Origin of the sequence: Dokdonella soli (genome assembly GCF_039523175.1) — a bacterium.
In the GTDB taxonomy this organism is placed as follows: Bacteria; Pseudomonadota; Gammaproteobacteria; order Xanthomonadales; family Rhodanobacteraceae; genus Dokdonella_A; species Dokdonella_A soli.
Window position 1 is genome coordinate 21,073 of record NZ_BAAAEU010000020.1, and the last position, 23,938, is coordinate 45,010.

General features: G+C 66.6%; 21 protein-coding genes, 1 pseudogene and 1 riboswitch. Of the genes and pseudogenes, 8 read left to right on the forward strand and 14 right to left on the reverse strand.

Annotated features, from left to right (window positions below; genetic code table 11):
* Positions 1-187: 187 nt before the first annotated feature.
* From ABD002_RS12965 to ABD002_RS12980, 4 genes are all read right to left on the reverse strand, one after another.
* Positions 188-1,237: a M48 family metallopeptidase gene (locus ABD002_RS12965; protein WP_343791751.1), complete on the reverse strand. Its 1,050-nt coding sequence runs from the start codon at positions 1,235-1,237 to the stop codon at positions 188-190.
* Between the two features lie 2 nt (positions 1,238-1,239).
* Complete coding sequence (locus ABD002_RS12970) at positions 1,240-2,334, reverse strand: YjgN family protein (protein ID WP_343791753.1); 1,095 nt, start codon at positions 2,332-2,334, stop codon at positions 1,240-1,242.
* A gap of 67 nt (positions 2,335-2,401) precedes the next feature.
* A complete protein-coding gene (locus ABD002_RS12975; protein WP_343791755.1) occupies positions 2,402-3,985 on the reverse strand; it encodes a GMC family oxidoreductase in 1,584 nt (527 codons plus the stop codon).
* Positions 3,986-4,007: 22 nt separating this feature from the next.
* Entirely contained in the window at positions 4,008-4,817 is an 810-nt protein-coding gene (locus ABD002_RS12980) for an MOSC domain-containing protein (RefSeq protein WP_343791757.1), read from the reverse strand.
* 76 nt (positions 4,818-4,893) lie between these two features.
* On the opposite strand from ABD002_RS12980, the gene ABD002_RS12985 reads away from it, so the two are divergent.
* Positions 4,894-6,174, forward strand: a complete 1,281-nt coding sequence (locus tag ABD002_RS12985) for an NTP/NDP exchange transporter (protein ID WP_343791759.1) — start codon at positions 4,894-4,896, stop codon at positions 6,172-6,174.
* A 143-nt stretch (positions 6,175-6,317) separates the two neighbouring features.
* Here ABD002_RS12985 and ABD002_RS12990 read toward each other — a convergent pair whose 3' ends face one another.
* Positions 6,318-6,806: an NUDIX hydrolase gene (locus tag ABD002_RS12990; RefSeq protein ID WP_343791761.1), complete on the reverse strand. Its 489-nt coding sequence runs from the start codon at positions 6,804-6,806 to the stop codon at positions 6,318-6,320.
* A 234-nt stretch (positions 6,807-7,040) separates the two neighbouring features.
* On the opposite strand from ABD002_RS12990, the gene fghA reads away from it, so the two are divergent.
* A complete protein-coding gene (fghA, locus tag ABD002_RS12995; RefSeq protein ID WP_343791763.1) occupies positions 7,041-7,889 on the forward strand; it encodes an S-formylglutathione hydrolase in 849 nt (282 codons plus the stop codon).
* A gap of 22 nt (positions 7,890-7,911) precedes the next feature.
* On the opposite strand, the gene ABD002_RS13000 is transcribed toward fghA, so the two are convergent.
* Positions 7,912-8,376, reverse strand: coding sequence for a hotdog fold domain-containing protein (locus tag ABD002_RS13000; RefSeq protein ID WP_343791765.1), 465 nt, complete (start codon positions 8,374-8,376; stop codon positions 7,912-7,914).
* Positions 8,377-8,381: 5 nt separating this feature from the next.
* The gene (locus tag ABD002_RS13005) at positions 8,382-10,847 is read right to left on the reverse strand and encodes an acyl-CoA dehydrogenase (RefSeq protein WP_343791767.1); all 2,466 of its coding nucleotides are present in this window, start codon (positions 10,845-10,847) and stop codon (positions 8,382-8,384) included.
* A gap of 270 nt (positions 10,848-11,117) precedes the next feature.
* On the opposite strand from ABD002_RS13005, the gene ABD002_RS13010 reads away from it, so the two are divergent.
* From ABD002_RS13010 to ABD002_RS13030, 5 genes are all read left to right on the forward strand, one after another.
* Entirely contained in the window at positions 11,118-11,699 is a 582-nt protein-coding gene (locus ABD002_RS13010) for a TetR/AcrR family transcriptional regulator (protein ID WP_343791769.1), read from the forward strand.
* A gap of 96 nt (positions 11,700-11,795) precedes the next feature.
* The gene (locus tag ABD002_RS13015) at positions 11,796-13,607 is read left to right on the forward strand and encodes a phosphoenolpyruvate carboxykinase (GTP) (RefSeq protein WP_343791771.1); all 1,812 of its coding nucleotides are present in this window, start codon (positions 11,796-11,798) and stop codon (positions 13,605-13,607) included.
* 174 nt (positions 13,608-13,781) lie between these two features.
* The gene (locus ABD002_RS13020) at positions 13,782-14,351 is read left to right on the forward strand and encodes an RNA polymerase sigma factor (RefSeq protein WP_379989395.1); all 570 of its coding nucleotides are present in this window, start codon (positions 13,782-13,784) and stop codon (positions 14,349-14,351) included.
* On the forward strand, positions 14,348-14,824 hold the full coding sequence (locus ABD002_RS13025) for a hypothetical protein (RefSeq protein ID WP_343791773.1): 477 nt from the start codon (positions 14,348-14,350) through the stop codon (positions 14,822-14,824). The genes ABD002_RS13020 and ABD002_RS13025 overlap by 4 nt, the downstream gene beginning before the upstream one ends.
* Positions 14,825-14,839: 15 nt before the next feature.
* A complete protein-coding gene (locus tag ABD002_RS13030; protein WP_343791775.1) occupies positions 14,840-15,742 on the forward strand; it encodes a DUF4097 family beta strand repeat-containing protein in 903 nt (300 codons plus the stop codon).
* A gap of 103 nt (positions 15,743-15,845) precedes the next feature.
* On the opposite strand, the gene ABD002_RS13035 is transcribed toward ABD002_RS13030, so the two are convergent.
* The 4 genes from ABD002_RS13035 to ABD002_RS13050 form a co-directional block, all read right to left on the reverse strand.
* Entirely contained in the window at positions 15,846-16,928 is a 1,083-nt protein-coding gene (locus tag ABD002_RS13035; protein WP_343791777.1) for a homoserine dehydrogenase family protein, read from the reverse strand.
* Positions 16,925-18,106: a cystathionine gamma-synthase gene (metB, locus tag ABD002_RS13040; protein WP_343791779.1), complete on the reverse strand. Its 1,182-nt coding sequence runs from the start codon at positions 18,104-18,106 to the stop codon at positions 16,925-16,927. The genes ABD002_RS13035 and metB overlap by 4 nt, the downstream gene beginning before the upstream one ends.
* Positions 18,103-19,143: a homoserine O-succinyltransferase MetX gene (metX, locus tag ABD002_RS13045; protein WP_343791781.1), complete on the reverse strand. Its 1,041-nt coding sequence runs from the start codon at positions 19,141-19,143 to the stop codon at positions 18,103-18,105. Before metX ends, metB begins: the two co-directional genes overlap by 4 nt.
* A 90-nt stretch (positions 19,144-19,233) precedes the next feature.
* Positions 19,234-19,353, reverse strand: a riboswitch (SAM riboswitch).
* Positions 19,354-19,441: 88 nt separating this feature from the next.
* Complete coding sequence (locus ABD002_RS13050) at positions 19,442-19,723, reverse strand: hypothetical protein (RefSeq protein ID WP_343791783.1); 282 nt, start codon at positions 19,721-19,723, stop codon at positions 19,442-19,444.
* Between the two features lie 119 nt (positions 19,724-19,842).
* Here ABD002_RS13050 and ABD002_RS13055 point away from each other — a divergent pair, with 119 nt between their 5' ends.
* Positions 19,843-21,450 carry a peptide chain release factor 3 gene (locus tag ABD002_RS13055; RefSeq protein WP_343791785.1) on the forward strand — a complete coding sequence of 536 codons (1,608 nt, stop codon included), beginning with the start codon at positions 19,843-19,845 and terminating at the stop codon, positions 21,448-21,450.
* A gap of 69 nt (positions 21,451-21,519) precedes the next feature.
* On the opposite strand, the gene ABD002_RS13060 is transcribed toward ABD002_RS13055, so the two are convergent.
* The 3 genes and pseudogenes from ABD002_RS13060 to ABD002_RS13070 form a co-directional block, all read right to left on the reverse strand.
* Complete coding sequence (locus tag ABD002_RS13060) at positions 21,520-22,089, reverse strand: hypothetical protein (RefSeq protein ID WP_343791787.1); 570 nt, start codon at positions 22,087-22,089, stop codon at positions 21,520-21,522.
* 4 nt (positions 22,090-22,093) lie between these two features.
* Complete coding sequence (locus ABD002_RS13065; protein WP_343791789.1) at positions 22,094-22,648, reverse strand: RNA polymerase sigma factor; 555 nt, start codon at positions 22,646-22,648, stop codon at positions 22,094-22,096.
* 185 nt (positions 22,649-22,833) lie between these two features.
* A pseudogene (locus ABD002_RS13070) lies at positions 22,834-23,938 on the reverse strand (TonB-dependent receptor plug domain-containing protein); the annotation flags it as partial.

The window sequence follows — 23,938 nt, forward strand, 5'->3', positions numbered from 1 at the left end:
GCGAGGTGGTATTCGCGGCTGCGCCACCGCTGCACATGCCATGCAATTGCCGTAGGAGCGGCTTCAGCCGCGATGCTCTCGCTTCGCCCAGAGAAAGCATCGCGGCTGAAGCCGCTCCTACGAAGGCAGCAGCAGCTCCGCCGCGCGCTTGGCGATCACGCTCACCGGCGCTTCGTGTTTCCGACGATCAGTGCCCGCTACCCGCGTGCAGCGGCGGCTGCGCGGCGTCGAATTCATCGGCGCGCTGTTCCGCACACGCGATGCGCGCGACGCTCGGCGGATGCGACGACAAATACGCCAGTTCCGGCGCATCCGGATGCTTCGCTTCGAGCTTGCGCATGATCGTCGCGAACCAGCGCGGCGATATTCCGTGTGCGGCGAGCGTTGCGAACGCGGCCTCGTCGGCTTCGCTTTCGAATCGGCGCGAATAGCGGCCGTTGAGCAGGAAGGTCGGCATCGCGACGACCAGCGTGCTGGCGGAGCTCACATCGCCGGCCATCATCGCCGCGACCACCGCGACGACCGAACCCTGCAGCGCCTGCCGCAACGCGTGGCGATGCCGCTCGTGGCCGAGCTCGTGCGCGGCCACGGCGAGGAATTCGCGATCGTCGCCGAGCAGCGCGACCAGCTGGTCGGTGACGACGATCGTGCCACCCGGCAAGGCGAACGCGTTCGCGCCGACGCCGGGGGCATCGCGGAACACCACGCGCATCGCCTCTTCATTCGGCGCGGCGTCGAGCAATCCGTGGAACGCGCGCACGAGCGTGTCCTGCCGATCCTGCGCCAACGTGCTCGGCTTGAGGAGCCAGCCGTCGAGTTGGTCGAGCACGCCGCGACCGATCGAAGCCTCGACCCCGGCCGGCATGCGCATCGCGATGCGCTCGGCCACCCACGGCACGCCGAACTCGAACGCGAACACGCTGGCGGCGAAGCACAGCAACACCGCGACGGCAGCAAGCTTCCAGCGACGTTCGAGCCGGTCGGCCCACGACTGCACGCGGTCCGTCGAGGCGAAATGCGCGTCGAGGGTGGGGTCGTCGTCGATCACCAATTGGGCGCGGTCGGCGAACGCGATCGCGCGCGGCGTGCGACCGAGCCGCGGCGACAGGCGCAGGTGCACGAGCGGCGCGCGCCGCAGTACGTCCGCGCCGCGCACGACGAGGTCGTCCCTCTCGATCGCCACTTCGACGGCGTGCGCGCGGCTGCTGCGCCCGTCGAAGTACTGGCCGCGCCACATGCTCAGATGCCGACGTCGATGTCGAACAGGCCGTCCATCTCGGAACCGACGGCATCGACCTCACCCTGCGCCGACGCGACGAACTGGTCGAGGTCGCCGCCCTGCAGCAGCGTCAGGCTTTGCGCGCGATAGCGCGCGAGGCGGACCATCGCCCACGGAATCAGCAGGCCGATGCTGCCGAGGATCGCCAGCGTGTTGCTGAAGTAGATCCACAGCAGGCGACCGCCGGCGAGCGTCGAGCGGAAGCGGTTGCCGCCGATGTCGATGTGGTTGTAGACAAGGTTGGCGAGTGCCGCAGCGAGGAACGCGAATACGGCGAAGTAGCCCGCGTAGATCATGAGCATGGGCGCGAACATGGTGAACGAGAACCGCGGACCGGACGGATCGGGTGCCCGCCCCAGGCCGGAGAACAACGCGGCGACCATCGCTCCCGAGATCAGCGCCCAGAGGAATATCGCCGCGAACGCGGCGAGGTAGGTCGGATAGAAATCGCCCGACGTCACACCGAACTTGAACGCGACCCCACCGTAACGGTGATGCTCGACCAGGAACGCCTTCTGCTTCGCCTTGATGTACGGATAGATCAATCCGAGGGTCAGCGGCAGCAGGAGGTAGAGGGCGAGGAAACGCACGTAGGCCTGGCCGTAGTCCGGCACGAAGCGGAAATTGATGCCCCGCCATGCCGAGTAGCGAGCGCGGAATGCGGCGCCGCGCACGATCAGCCACGGCGCGAGCACCGCGATCAACAGCGCAAGCCCGAGCTGCAGTTTCACGTTGAACTGCCCGGCGAGCGCGTAGCCGCCGAACAGTACCAGCGCGACCGCGCGCCCCTTGAGGATCGCGAGCGGTTGCGCCTGATAGTCAAAGGTAGCGCCGACGAGGTGTGTGTTCGCGTAGAAATAGCGCTGTGTGCGCACCTTCGCCCACGCGGAATACACGCCCAGCGTGACGATGCTGAGCACGAGGTTGACGATCCAGATACGGAAGTATTCCTTCGCGTCGCCGCTGAACTCGAAGCGATGCTCGGTCGCCGCGGCGGGCGCGGGCCGGGCGCCAATGGATACCGGCGCCGGCAGCTCGATTGCACTCGTATTCATCCGCCCTCCCGCGGTGAACGCGGGACCCCTCGCCCCGGCGGATCGAGTGTATCAGCGTGCCGCGTGGTCAGGTGCGTGCGAGCAGCAGCTCCGCGGCGCGTTCGGCGATCATGATCACCGGTGCGTTCGTGTTGCCGCCGATCAGCGTCGGCATGATCGAGGCATCGACCACGCGCAGGCCGTCGATGCCGTGCACGCGCAATTCGCTGTCGACGACCGCATCGGCGTCATTGCCCATGCGGCAGCTGCCGACCGGGTGATAGATCGTCTCCGCCTTGCGGCGAATGAACGCAACCAGTTCCGCGTCGGATTCCTCGTCCGCGCCCGGAAAGATCTCCGCGCCGCGATACGGCGCGAACGGCGCCTGCGCAAGGACTTCGCGCGACACGCGTGCGGCTTCGACCAGCGTGCGCAGGTCCTCGCCTTCCACGTCGCTGAGATAGTTCGCATGGATCGCGGCTGGCGCGGCCGGATCGGCCGAATGCAGGCGGATCGCGCCACGGCTCCTCGGCCGCAGGTTGCAGGCATGCACGGTATAACCGAAACCGTCGAGGCGATGGCGGCCATGGTCGTCGAGCAGCGCCGGCACGAAATGGAACTGCAGGTCGCAGCGGTCATCCGGCGCGAAACGTGAACGCAGGAAGCCGCCGGCTTCGGCGATGTTCGATGTGCCGATGCCGTCGCGGCGGAACAGGAAGCGCAGCGCGACCGCGAGATCGTTGGTCTTGTCGTAGGTGACGGCCTGCGTCGAACGTACAAGCGTGCAGATATCGAGGTGGTCCTGCAGGTTCGCACCGACGCCGCGCAGATCCTGCACGGCAGCGATCCCATGCTCGCGCAGGTGATCGGCCGGACCGATGCCGGACAGCATCAGCAGCTGCGGCGAATTGATCGCGCCGCCGGCGAGGACCACGCAATGGGCCTCGACGCGCTCGGTCTTGCCGTGATGGCGGTATTCGACGCCGCTCGCGCGCGTTCCGTCGAGCAGCACGCGCGTGGTCGCTGCGCGCGTGAGCACGGTCAGGTTCGCGCGCGCGCGCGCCGGGTTGAGATAGGCAACCGCCGCCGAACAACGCGCGCCGTTCTTCTGCGTGACCTGGTAGAAGCCGAAGCCTTCCTGGCTCGCCGCATTGAAGTCCTCGTTTCGTGCGAAGCCGGCCATCGCGGCGGCATCGATGAACGCCTGCGACAGCAGGTTGTGATGGCGCAGGTCGGCGACCGCGAGCGGCCCGTCCGCGCCATGGAATTCACTGCTGCCGCGCGTGTTGCCTTCGGCGCGCTTGAACACCGGCAGCACATTCGACCAAGCCCAGTGCGCATCGCCGCTCGCGCGCGCCCAGTCGTCGTAGTCGCCCGGCGCGCCGCGCGTGTAGCACATCGCATTGATCGAACTCGATCCGCCGAGCACCTTGCCACGCGGCCACCACAGGCGACGCCCGCCGAGGTTCAGCTCCGGATCGGTGTGGTAATCCCAGTTGAGGCGCCTGTTGTTGACCAGTTTGGCGAGACCAGCCGGCATGTGGATGAACGGATGCCAGTCGCGGCCGCCGGCTTCGAGCAGGAGCACGCGGTTCGCGGGATTCGCGCTGAGGCGGTTCGCCAGTACGCAGCCGGCGGAGCCGGCGCCGACGATCACGAAGTCGTAGGTCATTGAGCGAGCGTATGCGGGCGCACTAGAGTGCTTGCTCCAGAACCTCCAATTCATCGCCGACGCGTAGCGTGCCACGTCCGCGCGGGATCAGGTTCTGGCCAAAGGTGACGCCCATCGGCGTGCGCCGATACGTGGTCAGCGTGCGCAGCGGCTCGCCGGACGGATCGAATGCGCCGCGCTCGAAGTCGACGGTCGTGAACACGCAACGCGTGCACGGCTTGACCACCTCGAACTCGACCGCGCCGACGCGGATGCGCTTCCAGCCATCCTCGGCGTGCGGTCCCGTGCCGGCAACGACAATGCTCGGCCGGAAGCGCAGCATCGGCACCGGCTGCGCGAGCCTGGCGTTCAGTGCATCGAGGGCGGCCTGCGAGATCAGCAGCAGCGGATAGCCGTCGGCGAAGCTGACTTCGTCGCCGGGTTGGCCATAGTCCGGATTCACGCTGCGCGCGCAGTCGGCATCCATGTAGACAAACCGTGCGGGGGAGCCGAGGTATGCGCTGATCCATGCGTCCGCCGGCGCGGCGGCCGGCAACGCCTGCACCGTATTGCGCCACACCGTGGTTTCGATACGCGCGCCGACGGCTGGGGGTACCAACCGCAGGCCCGGCATGCCGGGCGCCTCCAGCGCCAGGGCGTCGCCCTTCGGTGCCGCGCGGATCAGCGTCAACCGCGGATGCTGGCGCGCGGTCAGGAACTTGCCGTGCGGATCGGTGATCATCCAGCGCCGATCGCCCTCTAGCCCGCGCGGTTCGACGGCCGCCTCGCCGCAGGTGAGCGGCGCGCAGGATTTGATCGGGTAGACATGGATCGCGGAGAGAGTCGGGGTCATTGCGTGATTATGCCCGTCACCGGTTGAGTTGCGCGCGCATGCTAGGCTTTCGGCGCCTTCCGATCGGACCCACTGCTTGCCGAAGCGCTCCGCCATCCAGCGCCACGAATGGTTCGCCGTCGTGGTCGCATTCGCGTATTTCTTCTGCGTGTTGGCCGCGTACTACGTGGTGCGGCCAGTGCGCGACCAGCTCTCGGCTGCGGTCGGCTCGACGCAGTTGCCGATCTTCTATGCAGCGACCTTCGTCGCGACGCTGGTGCTGGCGCCGTTGTTCGGCGCCCTGGTCGCGCGCTTCCAGCGCCGCCGCTTCGTGCCGATCGTGTACCTGTTCTTCATCGCCGGCATGATCGCCTTCATTCCGCTGTTCCGAGCGCAGCACGCGATCGACGCGCGCCTGCTCGGTTCGGCCTTCTTCGTCTACGGCAGCGTATTCAACCTGTTCGTCGTGTCGGTGTTCTGGAGCTTCATGGCCGACCTGTTCGACGCCGAGCAGGCGCGCCGGTTGTTCCCGGTCATCGCGCTCGGCGGCGCGGCCGGTGCGATCGCGGGGCCGGCGCTGACCAAGGCGCTGGTATTCGCGGTCGGCGTTGCCGGACTGCTGGTCGTCTCCTCGCTGCTGCTCGGATCGGCCATCGCCTGTATCTTCGCGTTGTCGCGCTGGTCGCAGCGCCATCCGGTGGCCGGCGACGAACGCCGCAACGAACGCGTGATCGGTGGCGGCTTCTGGACCGGCGCGATGGAAACCTTGAAATCGCCGCTGATGCGCCGCTTCGCATTGTTGATGCTGCTCGGCGATGCGGTCGGCACGGTCATCTACGCGCTGCTCGCCGACTACAGCGGCGCGACGTTTCCGACACCGGAGGCGCGCACGAACTTCGCAGCGAGCATCGACCTCTGCGCGAATATCCTGCAAGCTGTACTGCAAGTCAGCGTGACGCGCGCGCTGATGGTCCGCTTCGGGCCGGCGCCCGCACTCGCGCTCGACGGCGCGGTCAAGGCCTTGATGCTGGCGGCCCTCGCCATCTTCACCGGTCCGTGGATAGCGATCGTTGCCGTGGTCACGCGGGCAAGCGCCTACGGCGTGTTCAAGCCGGCCTTCGATTCGCTGTACACGCGCGTCGACGCGGAAACGCGCTACAAGACCAAGAACTTCATCGACACATCGGTCTGGCGCTTCGGAGATCTGGTCGTGACCAGCGGCTTCAATCTGTTGCGCGGACTCGGCGCGACGCTGCCGGGCTTCGCCGCGCTGGCGATGCTGGCGGCGGGGAGTTCGGGCTGGATCGGTTGGCGCGCTGCTCACTCGAAGGCGCTGGCGCCTGAGCAGAAAGATATCGCCACCGCGGAACAAACGTGAGCCGAGGGCAACCGTTCTTCTCGTAGGAGCGGCTTCAGCCGCGATGCCTTTGTTGGCCGGATTGAAAAGGCATCGCGGCTGAAGCCGCTCCTACAGCGCTCCTACAGCGCTCCCACAGCGCTCCCACAGCGCTCGTACGACGCTCACACGCGCGAATAGCTCCACGACTGCATGCGCCCGTCGCGATACGGCATCACGCCGTGGAATGGACGCGGGTCGGTGTCGAACACCAGCGGCAGGAAGTGACGATCGCCCTCCCACATCGGCAGGTCGTGGAGACGTTCAAGATCAACCCATTCGAGCGCCCCTTCGGGATTGCGCTCCAGTGGCGCGCCTTCGAAGCGCGTGATCAGGAATACGAAACCGAGCCAGTCCTCGCCGTGCTTGCCGAATCCGGGCCAGCTGATCGTGCCGCGCAACGCAAGTTCGGTGCAGTCGATGCCGGCTTCCTCGTGGATCTCGCGACGCATGCCGGCAAGCACGTCCTCGTGCGGATCGAGCTTGCCGCCCAGACCGTTGTACTTGCCCAGGTGATGGTCGTGCGCGCGCGCGTTGCGATGGATCATCAGCACGCGCTTACGGTCAAGTGAGAGGACGTAACCTAAGGTCGCAACGATGGGCGTGTATGGCATGGCTATTCTTGATTGAGAAGTGCGGCCAAGGATGGCCGCGGGTAGAGCATCCAAAGGCGTCGCCATCAAGGGCGAACGACCGAACCCGATTGAGGCGATCCCGGACGGATCGCAAGAGTAAGCGCGAGTGCGGCCATGGATGGCCGCTGGTAGATTAGCCGAAGGTAACGCCATCCAGACACCAACAACCCAGCCAGACCACAGCGATCCCGGACGGATCGCACGAGCGCCCCCATGAACATCGAGACGATATCCGAGCAGCGCTGCTTCGGTGGCGTGCAGGGTTTCTACTGGCACGACTCGAGGGAAACCGGCGGCGCGATGAAGTTCGGCGTGTTCCGGCCTCCACTCGCGCAGAACGCGAAGGCGCCGGTGCTGTACTACCTCGCCGGCCTGACCTGTACCGAGGAGACGTTCGTGATCAAGGCCGGCGCGCAGCGGCTCGCCGCGGAGCTTGGCTTGATCCTGGTGACGCCCGACACCAGCCCGCGTGACACCGGCATCGAGGGCGCAACCGGCGACTGGGAATTCGGCGAGGCGGCCGGTTTCTATCTCGACGCGACCACACCCGTGTTCGCGAAGCGTTTCCGCATGTACAGCTACGTGACGAAGGAACTGCCGGCGGTGATCGGCGCGAACTTCGCGTCGGCAGACATGCATCGCGAGAGCATTTTTGGCCACTCGATGGGAGGCCACGGCGCCCTGACGATCGCGCTGAAGAACCCGCAACGCTACAAGTCGGTTTCTGCATTCGCGCCGATCGTCGCGCCAAGCGAGGTGCCGTGGGGCCGGAAGGCGTTGCTGCGCTATCTCGGCGACGACCGCTCGACCTGGAAGCCCTACGATGCCTGCGCGCTGATCCGCAACGGCGCACGGTTCCCGAGCACGATCCTCGTCGACCAGGGCCTTGCGGACAAATTCCTCGAATCGCAGCTGCAGCCGGAACGTTTCGACCGCGTTTGCCGTGATGCCGGCCAGGCGCTGACCTTGCGCCTGCATGCCGGTTACGACCACAGCTACTATTTCATCGGCACACTCATCGCGGATCACCTGCGCCACCACGCGGACGCGCTGCGCAGCTGAACGGCTTCGGGGCACATTTCATCTACTTGCGCGGTGCGATCCACATCGTGATGTCGGCGTCGAACACGACGTTCTGCGACGCATCGCGCACCTCGATCAGCGCGTGAAGCTCGCGCGCCGGGCCGTCTCCGGCGACGGCCGGCACCGATGCGGTGGCGGTCATCATGCCGCGCGCCTTGGCGAGGTAGCGCACCGCCATGCCTTTCGGGATCCAGCGCATCGAATCCGGAATCGTCGCGTCGGTGGCGAGGCCGCCGGCGAGTTCGGCCAGGTTGCACAGCGCGATCGCATGGACGGTACCGATGTGATTGCGCACCGCGCGGCGGTCATGCATGCGCACGACGCAACGCCCGGCTTCCAGTTGTTCGATCCGCGGCGCGATGGATCTGAAATACGGCGCGCGCCAGCAGACCGCCCGCGAGACCAGCCAGCGGCCCGGCGCTGAACCGCCGAACCGCTGGAACAGCTTCAGTGCAGCGGATGCCACTGCCTCTAAGCCACCGAGCGCAGTGGCGGTTTCGCGCGCTTGCCGGCCGCGAGGTCGGCGGCATCGAAATCATCGACCGAGATGAACTCGAACGTCGCCGCGCGCACGCGCACGAGCAGGTCGCGCTCGGCCGCGCTGATCGCGCCTTTCGCCACCGCATCCGCGAGCTGTGCATCGTAGTCGTAGCCCTTCAATTCGCCCGCCTTCGCGGCCTTAAGGAACTTGCGCTCGACAGGCTCGGCGGCGATCACGTCGGGCAACAACGCATTCATGCGGCCGACCGGGTTGTTCGCGTTCGGGGTCAGGTAGATGTCACCGATCAAACGGCTGCGCGCCTCGTTCGGTGCAGTCAACAGTGCGGCGACGCGATGGCCGAGACGGTCCGATGGCGGCACTTCGCGACGACCGAACGGGAACACCAGCGCACTCAGCAGCCACGCGACCGGACGCAGCGGGAAGTTGCGCAGTACGCCGTCGAGCGCATCCTGCATGCGGTACACGCTGTCGTGGAATGCCCAGGCGAGCAGCGGCTGGTCGGTGACCGGACGGCCCTGGTCCTCGAAGCGCTTCAGCATCGCGCTCGCGATATACAGGTTCGAGAGCACATCGCCGAGCCGCGCGGACAGCTTCTCCTTGAACTTGAGCTTGCCGCCGAGCACCAGCATCGAGGTGTCGGCGACCAGCGCGAGTGCGGCCGCGTAGCGGTTGAGCTTCCGGTAGTAGCGCTTCGTGTACGCGTCGCCCGGCACGCGGCCGATCTTCGCGAAGGTCAGGCCGAGCACGAGGCTGCGCACCGCGTTCGAGATCGCGAAGCCGATGTGGCCGAACAGCGCGGCGTCGAAGGTCTTCAGCTTCTCGCGGTAGTCGGCGATTTTCAGCGCCTGCATTTCCTTGAGCACATACGGATGGCAGCGGATCGCGCCCTGGCCGAAGATCATGAGACTGCGCGTCATGATGTTCGCGCCCTCGACCGTGATCGCGATCGGCGCGCCCTGCCAGCCGCGGCCGATCCAGTTGGAGGGCCCGAGGATCACGCCTTTGCCGCCATGCACGTCCATCGCGTCCTTCGCGATCTCGCGCGCACGTTCGGTCGCGTGGTATTTCGCGATCGCGGACGGCACCGCGGGCTTCTCGCCGCGGTCGACCGCGGCCGCCGTCTCCAGCGACAGCGCGCTGATCGCGTAGGTATAGCCGCCGATCCGCGCGAGCGCTTCCTCGACGCCTTCGAAGCGGCCGATCGCCATGCCGAACTGCTTGCGGATGCGCGCGTACGCGCCGGTTGCCGCGACAGCACTGCGGCCGCCGCCGGTCGTGTTCGACGGCAGCGAGATCGCCCGGCCGACCGAGAGGCATTCGACCAGCATGCGCCAGCCGTTGCCGGCCATGTCCGGTCCGCCGATCAGCTGTGCGAGCGGCACGAACACGTCGTGGCCGCGCACGGGGCCGTTCTGGAACGGGTTGTTGAGCGGCAGGTGGCGGCGGCCGATCTCGAGTCCCTTCGTTTCGCGCGGCAGCAGCGCGAGCGTGATGCCGAGATCTTCCTTGTCGCCGAGCAGGTGCTCGGGATCGTGCATGCGGAACGCGAGGCCGACGATCGTCGCAACCGGCGCCAGGGTGATATAGCGCTTGTCGAAGGTCAGGCGCACGCCGAGCACATTGGCGCCGTTCCATTCACCCTTGCAGACGATGCCGTAGTCCGGGATCGAGGTCGCGTCGGAACCCGCGTACGGGCCGGTCAGCGCGAAGCACGGAATCTCGCGACCGTCGGCGAGACGCGGCAGGTAGTAGTCCTTCTGTTCCTTGGTGCCGTAGTGGACGAGCAGTTCGCCCGGACCGAGCGAGTTCGGCACCGCGACCGTCGAGACCAGCGTCGTCGACATGCCGGCGATCTTCTGCAGCACCGCGGCATGTGCGAGCGCGGAGAAGCCGAGTCCGCCGTACTCCTTCGGGATGATCATGCCGAAGAATTTCTTCTTCTTGAGGAACTCCCATATCTCCGGCGGCAGGTCCGCGAGCTCATGCGTGATCTGCCAGTCATTGACCATCGCGCAGAGTTCCTCGACCGGGCCGTCGAGGAAGGCCCGTTCCTCGACCGACAGTTCCGGCTTGGGCAGCTTCAGCAGCTTCGACCAGTCCGGCTTGCCGCTGAACAATTCACCTTCGAAACCGACGGTGCCGGCCTCGAGCGCGATCTGTTCGGTATCGGACAGCTGCGGCGTGACCTTCTGGAATGCGGCGAGCAGGGGTGCGCTGAGCTTCCGTCGCCGGAAATCGACGAGGTTCAGCGGCGCCGCGAAGACCGCGAGCACAATCAGCGGAAAGGCCACCGCGATCCAGGATGATCCGGCCAGCCAGCCAGCCGCGACGATCGCGATCGCGGTCGCTGCAGTCCAAGGGCGCAGGCCGACTCGCAGGTAGGCGGCAGCGAGTGAAACGATCAGGGCGGCAAGAAACGGAACGAAAGCAGGCACGATCTCGACTCCTTAAAGCCTCAGGAACCGGTGAATCGTCGCAGTCCGACCCATCGATGCGATCGCGCGACGCTTCGGCGCGGTTGCCGGAGGTCGTAGTGGAACCAGTGGCCGCTCGCCGGCCAACCATACGGATCAGTATGGAGAGCGGTCCGAGGCAAGTCAATACATCGGCAGGCCTGATGATAGGCGATTGATATTAATTGATATTTAAGGCGCCATCGATTCACTCGGCTTCAAAACAAGGCAGCGCTCGGGCACACTCCGCCGATGCCTGCGAACACCGTCAAGCTCGAACCGAAGAATCGCCTTTCCGCGGCGGATTGGGAGCAGGCTGCCCTCGATACGCTCGCCGAAAGCGGTCTTGCCGCAGTCGCGGTCGAGGCGCTGGCGCGCCAGCTCGGCGTCACCAAGGGCAGCTTCTACTGGCATTTCGCGACGCGCGAGGCCCTCATCCAGGCCTCACTCGAGCGCTGGGAGCACAGCGACGAGATGGAAGTCCTCGCCCCGATCGAGGCGGTCGCCGACCCGCGCGAGCGCGTGCGCGAACTGATCCGCCAGGTCAGTCACCGGCGTCCCTCGCACGCGGTATTCGCAGCCTTGCTCAAGTCCGTCGACCTGCCGCTGATCCGGCCGTTCATCGAGCGCGTCTCGCAGCGGCGCATCGACTTCGTCACCGAAGCGTTCCACCAGGCCGGTTTCGACGCCACGACCGCGGCCAACCGCGCACGCCTCGCCTACTCCGCCTACGTCGGCTTCATCCAGCTCGCGCAGGTCGGCCAGCCGCGCATGAGCCACGACGAGTTCGAAGCCTACATCCGCGACTTCATCGAGATCCTGATCCCGCATTGACCGCGTGCCGCGGTACGCCTTGCAATGGCCGTGGGGCGCCGCTACCGTCCCAGATCACCCTTTCCAGTACGGTGCGCCACAGCGCACCGCCATGCCATGACCAGCCAACTCGATACCTTGAACCGATGGGTCGACGACGTCGCCCGACTTACCCAGCCCGATTCGATCCACTGGTGTGACGGCTCGGATGCCGAGAACCGCGCGCTGATCGCGCAGATGGAGCGCGACGGCACGCTGATCGCGCTGAATCCCGAAACGCATCCGAACTGCTGGCTGCACCGCTCGCATCCGAGCGACGTCGCTCGCGTCGAGCACCTGACCCTGGTCTGCACGAAGAACAAAGAGGACGCAGGCCCGAACAACCACTGGATGGAGCCGGCCGAGGCGCACGCGAAGATCGACGCGCTGTTCGCCGGCTGCATGCGTGGGCGCACGCTGTATGTGGTCCCCTACTGCATGGGTCCGATCGACTCGCCGATCGCGCGTTGCGGCGTCGAGATCACCGACAGCCCATACGTCGTCGCCAACATGCGCATCATGACGCGCATGGGTGCACCCGCTCTGGCGCGCATCGAGCGCGAAAGTGCCGAAGCGGCTGCTCGGGGCGAGCAGCCGGCGTTCGTCAAGGGTCTGCACTCGATCGGCGAGCTGGATCCGGAAAAGCGCTTCATCATGCATTTCCCGGAAGAGCTCACGATCAAGTCGATCGGCTCCGGCTACGGCGGCAACGCGCTGCTCGGCAAAAAATGCCATGCATTGCGCATCGGCAGCTTCCAGGCGAAGAGCGAAGGCTGGCTGGCCGAGCACATGCTGATCGTCGGCATCGAGAATCCGCAGGGCGAGACGCACTACGTCGCCGCGGCGTTCCCGTCGGCCTGCGGCAAGACCAATCTCTCGATGCTGATTCCGCCGGAAGGCTATCGCGCGAAGGGCTGGAAGGTCTGGACCATTGGCGACGACATCTGCTGGATGACGCCGGGCGAGGATGGACGCCTGTGGGCGATCAATCCCGAAGCCGGCTATTTCGGCGTCGCGCCCGGGACCAGCAAGAGCACGAATCCGAACGCGCTGGCGACGATCCAGCGCGACACGATCTACACGAACGTCGCGGTCACCGCCGACAACCAGCCGTGGTGGGAAGGCCTGCCGGGCACGCCCGTCACCGACTGGCAAGGCCGGCCGTACGACCCGAAGAACGGCCCGGCCGCTCATCCGAACTCGCGCTTCACGGTGTCGGCGCGGCAGTGCCCGAGCTGGTCGGCGCAGGCCGAGGCCGCGCAGGGCGTGCCGATCTCCGCGATCGTGTTCGGTGGCCGCCGTCCGTCGCTGGTGCCGTTGGTGTTCGAGGCGCGCGACTGGGCGCACGGTGTGCTGGTCGGCGCCGCGATGGGCTCGGAGACGACCGCCGCCGCCACCGGCGCGGTCGGCGTGCTGCGCCGCGACTCGATGGCGATGAAGCCGTTCTGCGGCTACAACTATGGCGACTACTTCGCGCACTGGCTGTCGTTCGATCGGCCCGGCGCACAGCTGCCGAAGATCTTCCACGTGAACTGGTTCCGCAAGGGCGCCGACGGCAAGTTCCTCTGGCCCGGCTTCGGCGACAACCTGCGCGTACTCGAGTGGATCATCGACCGCTGCAAGGGCGAAGCCGGCGCGCAGGACACGCCGATCGGTTTCGTACCGGGCAAACGCGACCTTCACCTCGAGGGGCTCGATCTCGACGATCAAGCGCTCGACACGCTGCTCGGCGTCGATGCCGCAGGCTGGAATGCCGAGCTCGCCGACATCGGCCGCTATCTCGATTCGTTCGGCGCGCGTGCGCCGGCGGCGCTTAAAGCCGAGCAGCGGCGGGTCGCCGATGCGCTCGCGCGCGATGAAGCCCCGGTGCGGAAAGCTGTCGCTGGCTGAGCAGGACCTTCTTGTGAAGCGGGCGTCGGACCCGACGCCCGCTTCACGATGCTCCTCGCCAGGGACTCCGCGGGCGCGGCAAAGGCCACGGCGCCGAGCGGCTTTTCGATGACCGCGCTAAACCCTACGCTGCCCGCACGCATCCAAGCTGGCAAGATGAGCGCCTGCCTTGCCATGCCCCTGCCGATGACCGATGCGCCACGGACCGAAGTCGCCGAATCGGCCGATACCGAGCTGGTCCGGCGCGCCGCCGCCGGTGACATGCGCGCGTTCGAAGCGCTGTACCGCCGCCATGCCGGCCGCGTGCACGGCGCGGTCTGGCGGCTCAGTGGGATGAACGAGGCGCGTGCCGAGGAGCTGACCCAGGAAGCGTTCGTGCGCGCCTGGCAGAAACTCGACAGTTTTCGTTTTGAAAGTGCATTCTCGACCTGGCTGCACCGGCTCGCCGTGAACGTCGCGCTGATGGAGCTGCGTTCGCGCGATCCGGAGGAAGCGGTCGAGAACGATGTGCTCGAGGCGGCGATAGAACCGGTCACCCCGTTCTGTGCCGGCGAGCGCGCCGATCTCGAACAGGCAGTCGCGAAGCTGCCGCCGCGCGCGCGCGCTGTGCTTGTGTTGCATGATGTCGAGGGCTGGAAGCATGAGGAGATCGGTCGCGAGCTCGGCATGGCAGTTGGCTCGTCGAAGGCACAATTGCATCGCGCGCGCGGATTGCTGCGTACGATGCTGGGAGATCTGACATGACCGACTTCGAAATCCAGCGCCGCCTGCGTGAATTGAACACGCCGCGAGCGCCGCAGACCGATCTCTGGTCCGGGATCGCGACGCGTATCGCCGGCGAAACCGCACCCGTCGCGCATCGGCGCGGTCGCTGGCTACCGCTCGCGGCTGCAGCGGCCCTGCTGCTCGCGGTCATTGCCGGCACGCTGGTGCTCGGCGTGCGTCAGCAGAACATCCCGCAGGACGTGGCGGCGACGGATGCCGGCGCACTCTCGTCGAAGAAGCTGCGCGTCTCGTCGCGCGATGCGCAGGATTTCGCGCGCGCACCGGGCGGCGATCCACGCCTTGTCGGTGCCGCCGTCGTACTCGATGCCGCGCATGCGGAACTCGAGCAGGCACTCGATCAGCGTCCCGATGCGGTGTTCCTGGTCAGTCTGCTGAACCGCACGAACGCACGGCGCATGAAACTCGACCACTTCGGCGCGAACGCCGGCTGACGCAGGGAACGCCCGATGAAACGCTACTCGCCCTATCCGCTCGCGATTCTTCTCCTGATCAGCGCGACCGCACTCGCGGAGACGCCGATCAAGGAAAACCGGTCAGTGAACGCGGACGCGCGCATCGACGTGTCGAACATCAAGGGCTCGGTCACGGTCAGCGCCTGGGACAAACCCGAAGTCGCGATCAGCGGCTCGCTGGGCGATGGCGCGAAGGGCCTCGCGGTCGAAGGCGGCGGTAGCCATCTCACGATCAAGGTCGAGCCGCCGGACAAGCAAGGCTGGTTCAGCTGGGGCGCTGACACACGCATGGGCGACACCGTGCTCGACATCAAGGTGCCCAAATCATCCGAGATGAAGATCGAGGTGGTCAGCGCGGACGTGAACGTTTCCGGCGTCGCCGGGCGTTCGCTGCGCGTCGACAGCGTCAGCGGCAAACTGCGTCTCGACAGCGGCGCGAAGGAAGTCGAAGTCGACAGCGTCAGCGGCAACATCGACCTGACCGGTGCCGCCGAGCACGCCCACCTGGAAACCGTGTCCGGCAACATCCGCGCACGCGGCCTCGGCGGCCAGATCAAGTTCGATACGGTCTCCGGCGATGTCGACGCGGACAACGGCAGCTATCGGGAGATCAGTGCGGGCACGGTATCCGGCGACGTCAACCTACGCGGCAAGCCGCAAGGCAGCGCGCGCGTGGACGTCCAGACGATGAGCGGCGATGTGCATCTGTACCTGCCGGCGGATGCGTCGACGCGCCTGCGCGCATCGAGCTTCAGCGGCAGCATCCGCACCGACTTCGGCGCGGTAAAGCAGCCGGAACACGGTCCCGGCAGCAGCCTCGACGCGACCGCGGGCGCCGGCGCCGGACAGGTCAAGATCGAGACCTTCAGCGGCGATATCGAGATCCGCCGCCAATAGGGCGATCGCAGGTTGGGGTGAGCTTGCGAACCCCAACGCGTCAGATGCGACGACGTCTTGATTCTTGTTGGGGTTCGCTTCGCTGACCCCAGCCTATCTCGAGCTACGCCGCAACATTCCGTCTCAACGTCAGCAGATCACCCAGCAGCGCCTGCGCAGTGACTTCCGGACCCGCACCCGGCCCCTGGATCACCAGCGGCTGAACCTGATAACGCTGTGTGGTCAGCGCGAACAGGTTGTCGGTACCGGCGAGCCGCGCGGCCGGATGCGTCGGTGCGACCTGGGTGAGGCCGACATGGGCGCGGCCGCGTTCGTCGAGCCGGGCAAGGAAACGCAGTACACCCCCTTCCCTTGCAGCCTGCGCGCGGCGCGCCTCGATCTCGCCATCGAGTTCCTCCATGCGATTGAGGAAGTCGGCCATATCGATGTCACGCAGCTGCGGCGGCACAAGACTTTCGATTTCGACGTCTGCGACATCGAGCGCATGTCCCGCACTGCGTGCAAGGATCAGCAGTTTGCGCGCGACATCGGCGCCACCAAGGTCGATGCGTGGATCGGGCTCGGTGTAGCCGAACGCACGCGCGTCGCGCAGCAGCGCCGAGAACGGCCGGCTGCCGTCGAAGTGGTTGAACAACCAGGACAGCGATCCCGAGAACACACCGTCGAGCGCGAGCAGGCGATCACCGCAGGCGTGCAGCCGGCGCAACGTCGACAGCACCGGCAGGCCGGCGCCGACCGTCGCCGCGTCGCCGTAGGAAACGGCTCCGCGTGCGGCCGCGCGGTGCAAGTCCTGCCAGGCGGACAGCTTCTCGCCGGTCGCAGCCTTGTTCGCGCTGACCACGTGGAAGCCGGCGGCAAGCCAGGCGGCATGCTGTGCCGCTTCCTCGCCGGAAGCCGTCGCATCGACGACGACGCGACACGACGCTCCGCTCGCGTCGAGCGCCGCCAGCAATGCGGCGTCGTCGCGCGGCAAGGTCGACGCACCGAGCGCGGCAAACACCTGCGTCGGCACGACGCCACGCGCATTCGCGATCTGGCGCCTCGAGTTGGCCGCACCGACCAGATACAGGCCGCTCGCCGCCGGCGTGGCCAGCAGGCGCAGCAAGGCGCAGCCGACCACGCCGGTGCCGAGCAGGACGATCGCCGTGTCCTTGGGACACGCGAACAGCTTGGGTGCCGCGCTCACGCACGCACCTTGCGTTTCGACCCGGAAGCCTCGGCGCGCGCCAGCGCCGCCTCGAGATCGGCGCACAGATCCGCGCCATCCTCGATACCGACCGAAACGCGCAGCAGGCAATCGCTGATGCCGGCATGGCGTCGCGCCTCGGGCGCCATCGACGCGTGTGTCATCGTCGCCGGATGCGCGATCAGGCTCTCGACGCCACCCAGCGATTCGGCCAGCGAGAAATATTGCAGTCCATCGAGAAACGCCTCGATCGCGTCGATGCCGCCATCGAGTTCGAAGCTCAGCATCGCGCCGAACCCGTCCTGCTGCTGCGCCGCGAGCGCGTGGCCCGGATGCCCGGGCAAGCCGGGCCAATAGACGCGCGTGACCGCCGGATGCTCGTCCAGCAACGCGGCGATGCGCGCCGCGTTCTCCTCGTGCGCGCGCAGGCGTGGCGCCAAGGTGCGCAGGCCGCGCAGGGTCAGGAAGCTGTCGAACGGTGCACCGGTCAGGCCAAGGCAGTTCGCCCACCAGGCGAGCTGATCCGCGGTTTCCTTGTCTCTCGCGATCACCGCGCCGCCGACCACGTCGCTGTGGCCATTGATGTACTTCGTCGTCGAATGCACGACGATGTCGGCGCCGAGCGTCAGCGGACGTTGCAGGGCCGGCGAGAGGAACGTGTTGTCGACGACACAGCAGGCACCGACCGCACGTGCGGCCTGGGCGACGCGGCGCACGTCGGTGATGCGCAGCAACGGGTTGGATGGAGTTTCGACCCAGACCAGATCGGGCTTGTGTGCGATCGCGTCGGCGAGTTTCGCCGGATCGCTGAGGTCGGCGAACGCGACGCGGAAGCGCCCCTTCTTCGCCCACGCGTCGAGCAGGCGCCAGGTGCCGCCATAACAGTCGTGCGCGGCCAGTACGAGACCGCCTGCCGGCACCTGTTCGAGCACCAGCGCAACGGCGGCCATGCCGCTCGCGGTGACGACCGCACCGGCACCTTCCTCGAGTTCGGCCAGTGCCTGCGCGAGCTGGTCGCGGGTCGGGTTGCCGCTGCGCGAATAGTCGTACTGGCGTTTGCGCGCGAAACCCTCGAATGTGTAGTTGGTGCTCAGGTGCAGCGGCGGCACGACCGCGCCGTGCTGGGTATCGGACTCGATGCCGGCGCGCACCGCGCGCGTACGGGAAGAAACGCTCATGCACAGACTCCGGTTGGGTTCAGGACTTCCTGCAGAAGTGCGCCGATCTGCGCGGCTTCCTTCAGGAACGCATCGTGGCCGTAGCGCGAATCGATCACGTTCAGGGTCGCCGCCGCGCCGCAACGACGCTGCAGCTCGCAAAGATCCGCGAGCGGCACGACACGATCGGAGGCGATGCCGATCAAGGCGGTCGGCACGCCTACGTCTTCGGGCACCACGCAGTGCAGATCGATCGACTCGGACAGCGCCAGGAAGCGCTCGGCGCTGAAGCGCTCGACGAAGCGCGCACCGGCCGCCTTCAGCCACTCCTCCTCGGCGAAACGGAACCGGCCATCGGCAAAATCCGGCGCGGACGCGCAGCGTTCGGCGAACTCGCGTTCGCCACGGTAGGTCGTCATCGCAAGGCGACGCGCGAGATCGAGCCCTGCGTTCGCATCACCAAGCCGCTCACCGAGGCGCACGATCTCGCGCTGCAGGTTGCGCAGCGCGACGCTGAGCGGATGCGCGCGATGCGCACCGGCGATCGCAACGAGTCGCTGCAGGCGTTGTGGATGACGCGCAGCGAACGCGAGCCCGACCATCGCGCCATACGAGGCGCCGATGAACGCGTGCACACGGCGAATGCCGAGCGCGGTGAGCAGCGCGGCGAGCACATCGGCCTGGTCCTCGCTGCCGACTGCGCGCACGTCGCCAAGATCGCTGCGATCAATCCAATCGATCGACAACACGCCGAAGCGGTCGGTATCGATTGCGCGACCGGAGCCGACCAGCGCCTCCCACCAGCCGCTGGCGCCGCTTGCGGAGGCCGCATGGCGGTCAGCGGAAATACCGCCCTGCACGATCACCGCCGGCGCGTCCGCTGCGCCGTAGAGCGCGAACCGGACCCGCACGTCGCTAACGCCATCCCCGTATTTCGGTGTCAGGCGGACGATGCGTTCGCCGGAAATGCGGGTGACGCGTCCCAGATCGGATGCGGAAACGGGCGCTGCCGCCGGGAAATCGGATGCGGCGAGAAGGGCGTCGGCTTGGAAGGTCATCACGGTTCTCCAGTGCGCCCATCGGGCCGCGAAGAACCGGAAACGGATTGCCGCGGTGGACCGACACGCCAGCGCGCCGGTCATCGCTGCAACTCATCTCTCGGCGGACCGCAACAGCGCGTCCCCGCGGGAGTTGGCACCTGGCGGGAATGAATCCCGCTGGTTGCCCCGGCGTCAAAGGGCCTGTCCCTCAGCCGGTCTTGATGAGCAGTGCGCGCACTCTAGCGACGACCCATCTCTGCGTCAATAGCCATCTAGCCTTCTATATGGATATTTCATAAGGAAGCGAACGCCGTCATCATGGCGTCGCATTTGGAGCCGAAACACCGACAAGACCCGCAGCCGCGGCCTCGTTCTTGAGATACGCGGCGCTCAAGGTTCCACTCCTTTTCGCGATTTCGGGCAGGGCCGGGTAGAACTGCACGAACGCGGTGTCCACGGCCGCATGATCGCGATGGCAGGAGTAGCACGAAGCCTCTTTCGGTATCACCGTCGCGGGGCTGGCGTCGTCGAACGCGAAGAAGGCCCTGCCGCCGGGAAAGCGCCTGCTGTCCTTGACGTGCGCTCCCACATCGTCCAAAGGACGCCGATCCGGCACTATCGGACATCTAGGTGGATCACAGCGCGAGCGCGCACAGCCCGCTTTCCGTACAATGCGCGCCCTTCGCGACGCGCCTGCGCCGCCAGTTGATGCCGTCCATGACCGATACCACGAGCGAAGCCCGGCGCCGCCGCACCTTTGCGATCATTTCGCACCCCGACGCCGGCAAGACCACGCTGACCGAGAAGCTGCTGCTGTTCGGCGGCGCGATCCAGATGGCCGGTTCGGTGAAATCGCGCAAGGCCGCGCGTCACGCCACGTCGGACTGGATGGCGCTGGAGAAGGAACGCGGCATCTCGGTGACGAGTTCGGTCATGCAGTTCCCGTATGCCGAGCGCATCGTCAATCTGCTCGACACGCCCGGCCACGCGGACTTCTCCGAGGACACCTACCGCGTGCTGACCGCGGTCGATTCCGCGCTGATGGTGATCGACTGCGCCAAGGGCGTCGAGGAACGCACGATCAAGCTGATGGACGTGTGCCGCCTGCGCGACACGCCGATCATGACCTTCATCAACAAGCTCGACCGCGAGGGTCGCGCGCCGATCGAGCTGCTCGACGAAGTCGAGTCGGTGTTGAAGATCCCGTGCGCTCCGATCACCTGGCCGATCGGCATGGGTTCGCGCCTGAAGGGCGTCTGCCACCTGGCTCTCGACGAGGTGCACATCTACGAACCGGGCCGCAACTTCACGCGCCAGGATTCGACGATCTTCAAGGGTCTCGACGATCCGGCCCTGGCCGATCGCATCGGCTTTGAGGTGCTCGGCGAGCTGCGTGAGGAACTCGAACTCGTGCAGGGCGCCTCGCATCCGTTCGATCTCGACGCCTATCTTGCCGGCCGGCAGACGCCGGTGTTCTTCGGCTCGGCGGTCAATAATTTCGGTGTGCAGCCGCTGCTCGACTTCTTCGTCGAACACGCGCCGTCGCCGCGGCCACGTGCGACCACGACACGCACGGTCAAGCCGGACGAGGAAATGCTCAGCGGCTTTGTGTTCAAGATCCAGGCGAACATGGATCCGATGCACCGCGACCGCGTCGCGTTCCTGCGCGTGTGCTCGGGCCGCTACGACGCGGGCATGAAGATGCAACACGTGCGCACCGGCAAGGAGGTTCGCATCGCGAACGCGCTGACCTTCATGGCATCGGATCGCGAGATCGTCGGCACCGCCTATCCGGGTGACGTGATCGGCCTGCACAATCACGGCACGATCTCGATCGGCGATACCTTCACCGCCGGCGAAGCACTGTCGTTCACCGGCATCCCGAATTTCGCGCCGGAGCTGTTCCGCCGCGCGCGCCTCAAGGACCCGCTGAAGATGAAGGCCCTGCAGAAGGGCCTGGCGCAGTTGTCCGAGGAGGGTGCAACGCAGTTCTTCCGCCCGCTGATGTCGAACGACCTGATCCTCGGCGCGGTCGGCGTGCTGCAGTTCGACGTGGTCGCGTACCGGCTCAAGGACGAGTACAGCGTCGAATCCGCGTTCGAGAACGTCGGTGTCGTCACTGCGCGCTGGGTACGCTGCAATGATGCGAAGAAGCTGGAGGAATTCCGCGAGAAGAACGCGATGAACCTCGCAATCGACGCGGCCGGCGAGCTGGTTTATCTCGCGCCGACGCGGGTGAACCTGCAATTGACGATGGAGCGCTGGCCGACGATCACGTTCGCCGCCACGCGCGAGCATGCGAGCGCCATCGAGTCGGCCGCCTGAAAACGCGAACGCCCGGCTCGGCCGGGCGTTACGCTGATCGCACGATGATCCGCCGCGCGGACGGCGAAATCAGCCGCCGGCAGAGAAGCGCCCGCGGAACACTTCGTCACCCCCACCGTGGCGGGCCGACTCGCCATGCCCGGCCTCGCCGCTGGACGACGCGAAAATCCGGTCGCTCGAGGTGAAGATACGATCCGGCAACGGCGCGGTGCGCGCGGTGCCCGCCGTCATCAGGTGTTGCCCATCCTCGTGATGCCAGGCAAAGACACCGAGCGCGACCGCGAGACAGGCCGCGAGACCAGCCGCCCAGCGCAGGCGATGCACGTGACCGCGCCGCGCACCGGCGGCCAGACGCTGCTGTTCGCGCGCCCGCAGCGGGTGCGCCCCATGGCGATGTTCGTTCATGCTCGTGGCGAGTGCTTCCGATGCGGGCTTCAGCGCGCGCAGCATGCGTGCCAGATCCGCGTGCTGCGGCGAAGCCGCCAGCTTCTCAACGACCGCGTCGCGATGCCGGGCGGAAAGCTCGCCGGAACCCTCGTCAGCGGAAACCACGGCCACCAGATCCGCCGCATCCACATCGGGCTGCGGACGCGCCGAAACGAGGCGCCGATACAGGCTGGAAAGCGACATGTCCTTCATGGCATCAGTCTTCAAAGTCACCGTAACCCAAGTCACGCAGGCGGTCTTTCAGCTCCTCCAGCCCGCGTGACACCAGCTTTCGTGCCGCCTCGGCCGAAGGGATCCCGGCCAGGTCGGCGATTTCCTGCAGGGAAAACCCCTGCAGATGCAGAGCGATCGGCAGGCGCCTACGTTCCGGAATCTCGGCCATGCAGCGCTCCAGGCCCTGCATGCGCTCGACGTCGCCGGCGCGGCGCTCCGGGGAAACCGGCGTTTCGCCGATCTCGACCGCCTCGTCGTCCTCTTCCGGCAACGGCTCCGCGGCCCGGACCTGGGCCCGCCGCATCGCGTCGATGACCGTGCTCGCGACGACCCTCTGCACATAAGACGCATGAAAGGCTCCGGACCGGTCACGCTCGAGTGCATGCCAGAGCCGGATGCGCACTTCCTGCTCCACGTCGGCCGGGTCGATGCCGTGCTTGTCCAGCCCGTACGTGGTCAGCAACCCCTTGACCCGCGCGCCATAGGTGCGAAACAGCTCTTCCAGGCGGGCGTGGACGGGATCGCGGGACGGGGGCATGGCGGAGCCGACAGCACGGGGCGGCTATGCTCCGCGAGCCGCCGACGAGAAGCAACCCACCCCGCGAGCTACACCATCACCGTTTCGATTCAGTAAAAAGGCCGCGCGGTAAACCCGCGCGGCCTCGAGACTACAACGTGGACCGTCGTGGAATTCGACGGTGATGCGATGGGTTCAGTCCGGCATCAGAACTTCACGGTCACGCGTCCGAAGTAGTAGCGGCCCAGCAGGTCGAAGTCGCTGGGATCGGTGTTCGCGTTCAGCGTGTTGTTCGCGTACAGGAACGGCGGCTGCTTGTCGGCCACGTTGTTGATGCCGACGTCGATGCGCGTGTTCAGCGCCTCGAGGTTGTAGCCGAACTGGATGTCGTTGTAGACCGTCGCACCGAAGTCGGTGAACAGGCCGTCCAGCGACGGGTTGCCCGAACCGTACGGATGGGTGTCCTGCGACTTCGCCTGCGAGCCCATGCGGAAGCGGCCGACATAGCGCATCGCCCACGATGCATCGAACGGACCCATCTGCCAGCCAACACTGGTCTGTGCGCGCCAGCGCGGGAACAGGCAGATGCCACCGCCCGCCCCCGGACAGGCCGCCGCCTGCGCCGAACCGAAGTTCATGAAGTGACCGGCGTAGTGATAGACCGAGTTGGCAACGCCGAAACCCGGAGCGGTTTCCACGTCGTACTTCTTCATGTAGGTCGCGTTGATGCCCACCTTGAAGCGGCCGAACGCGGTCTCGGGCAGGCGGTAGTTGCCGGCGAAGTCGACACCGCCCACGTCCACGCGACCAAGGTTGTTCGCCGGCTGGGTGAGGAGCTGGATCTGACCCTGGCTCGGACCACTGGTGAAGCGTTGGATCAGCGGGCAGTACTGGGTCTGGCCGGCATAGCACAGGTCAATCACGCTCTGTGCACCGACGCCGGTGATGTTGTTGTTCAAGTACAGACGCCACACGTCGGCGCTGACCGACAGGCCTTCCAGCCAATGCGGGTCGTACACCACGCCGAAGTCGAACGACTTGCCGAACTCCGGACCGATCGACTGATGCGCAAACTGGGCGCCCGACGCGATCGCGTTGATCTGCAGCGCCTGGCGGACGTCATCGTTGGAAAACGAACCCAGCGCCGGCACGCCAAGGCACGCCGGATTGCTCGCGTTCGGATTCGGGGTCGTCGGCGTCGGTGCGGTGAAGTTGCAGGGATCCCGCGAGATCTTCGGAGCAGAAGATCCGGCGCCGCCGAAGATGTTGGTGACCGTCGGTGCACGGAACACCTTGGACACCGTACCGCGC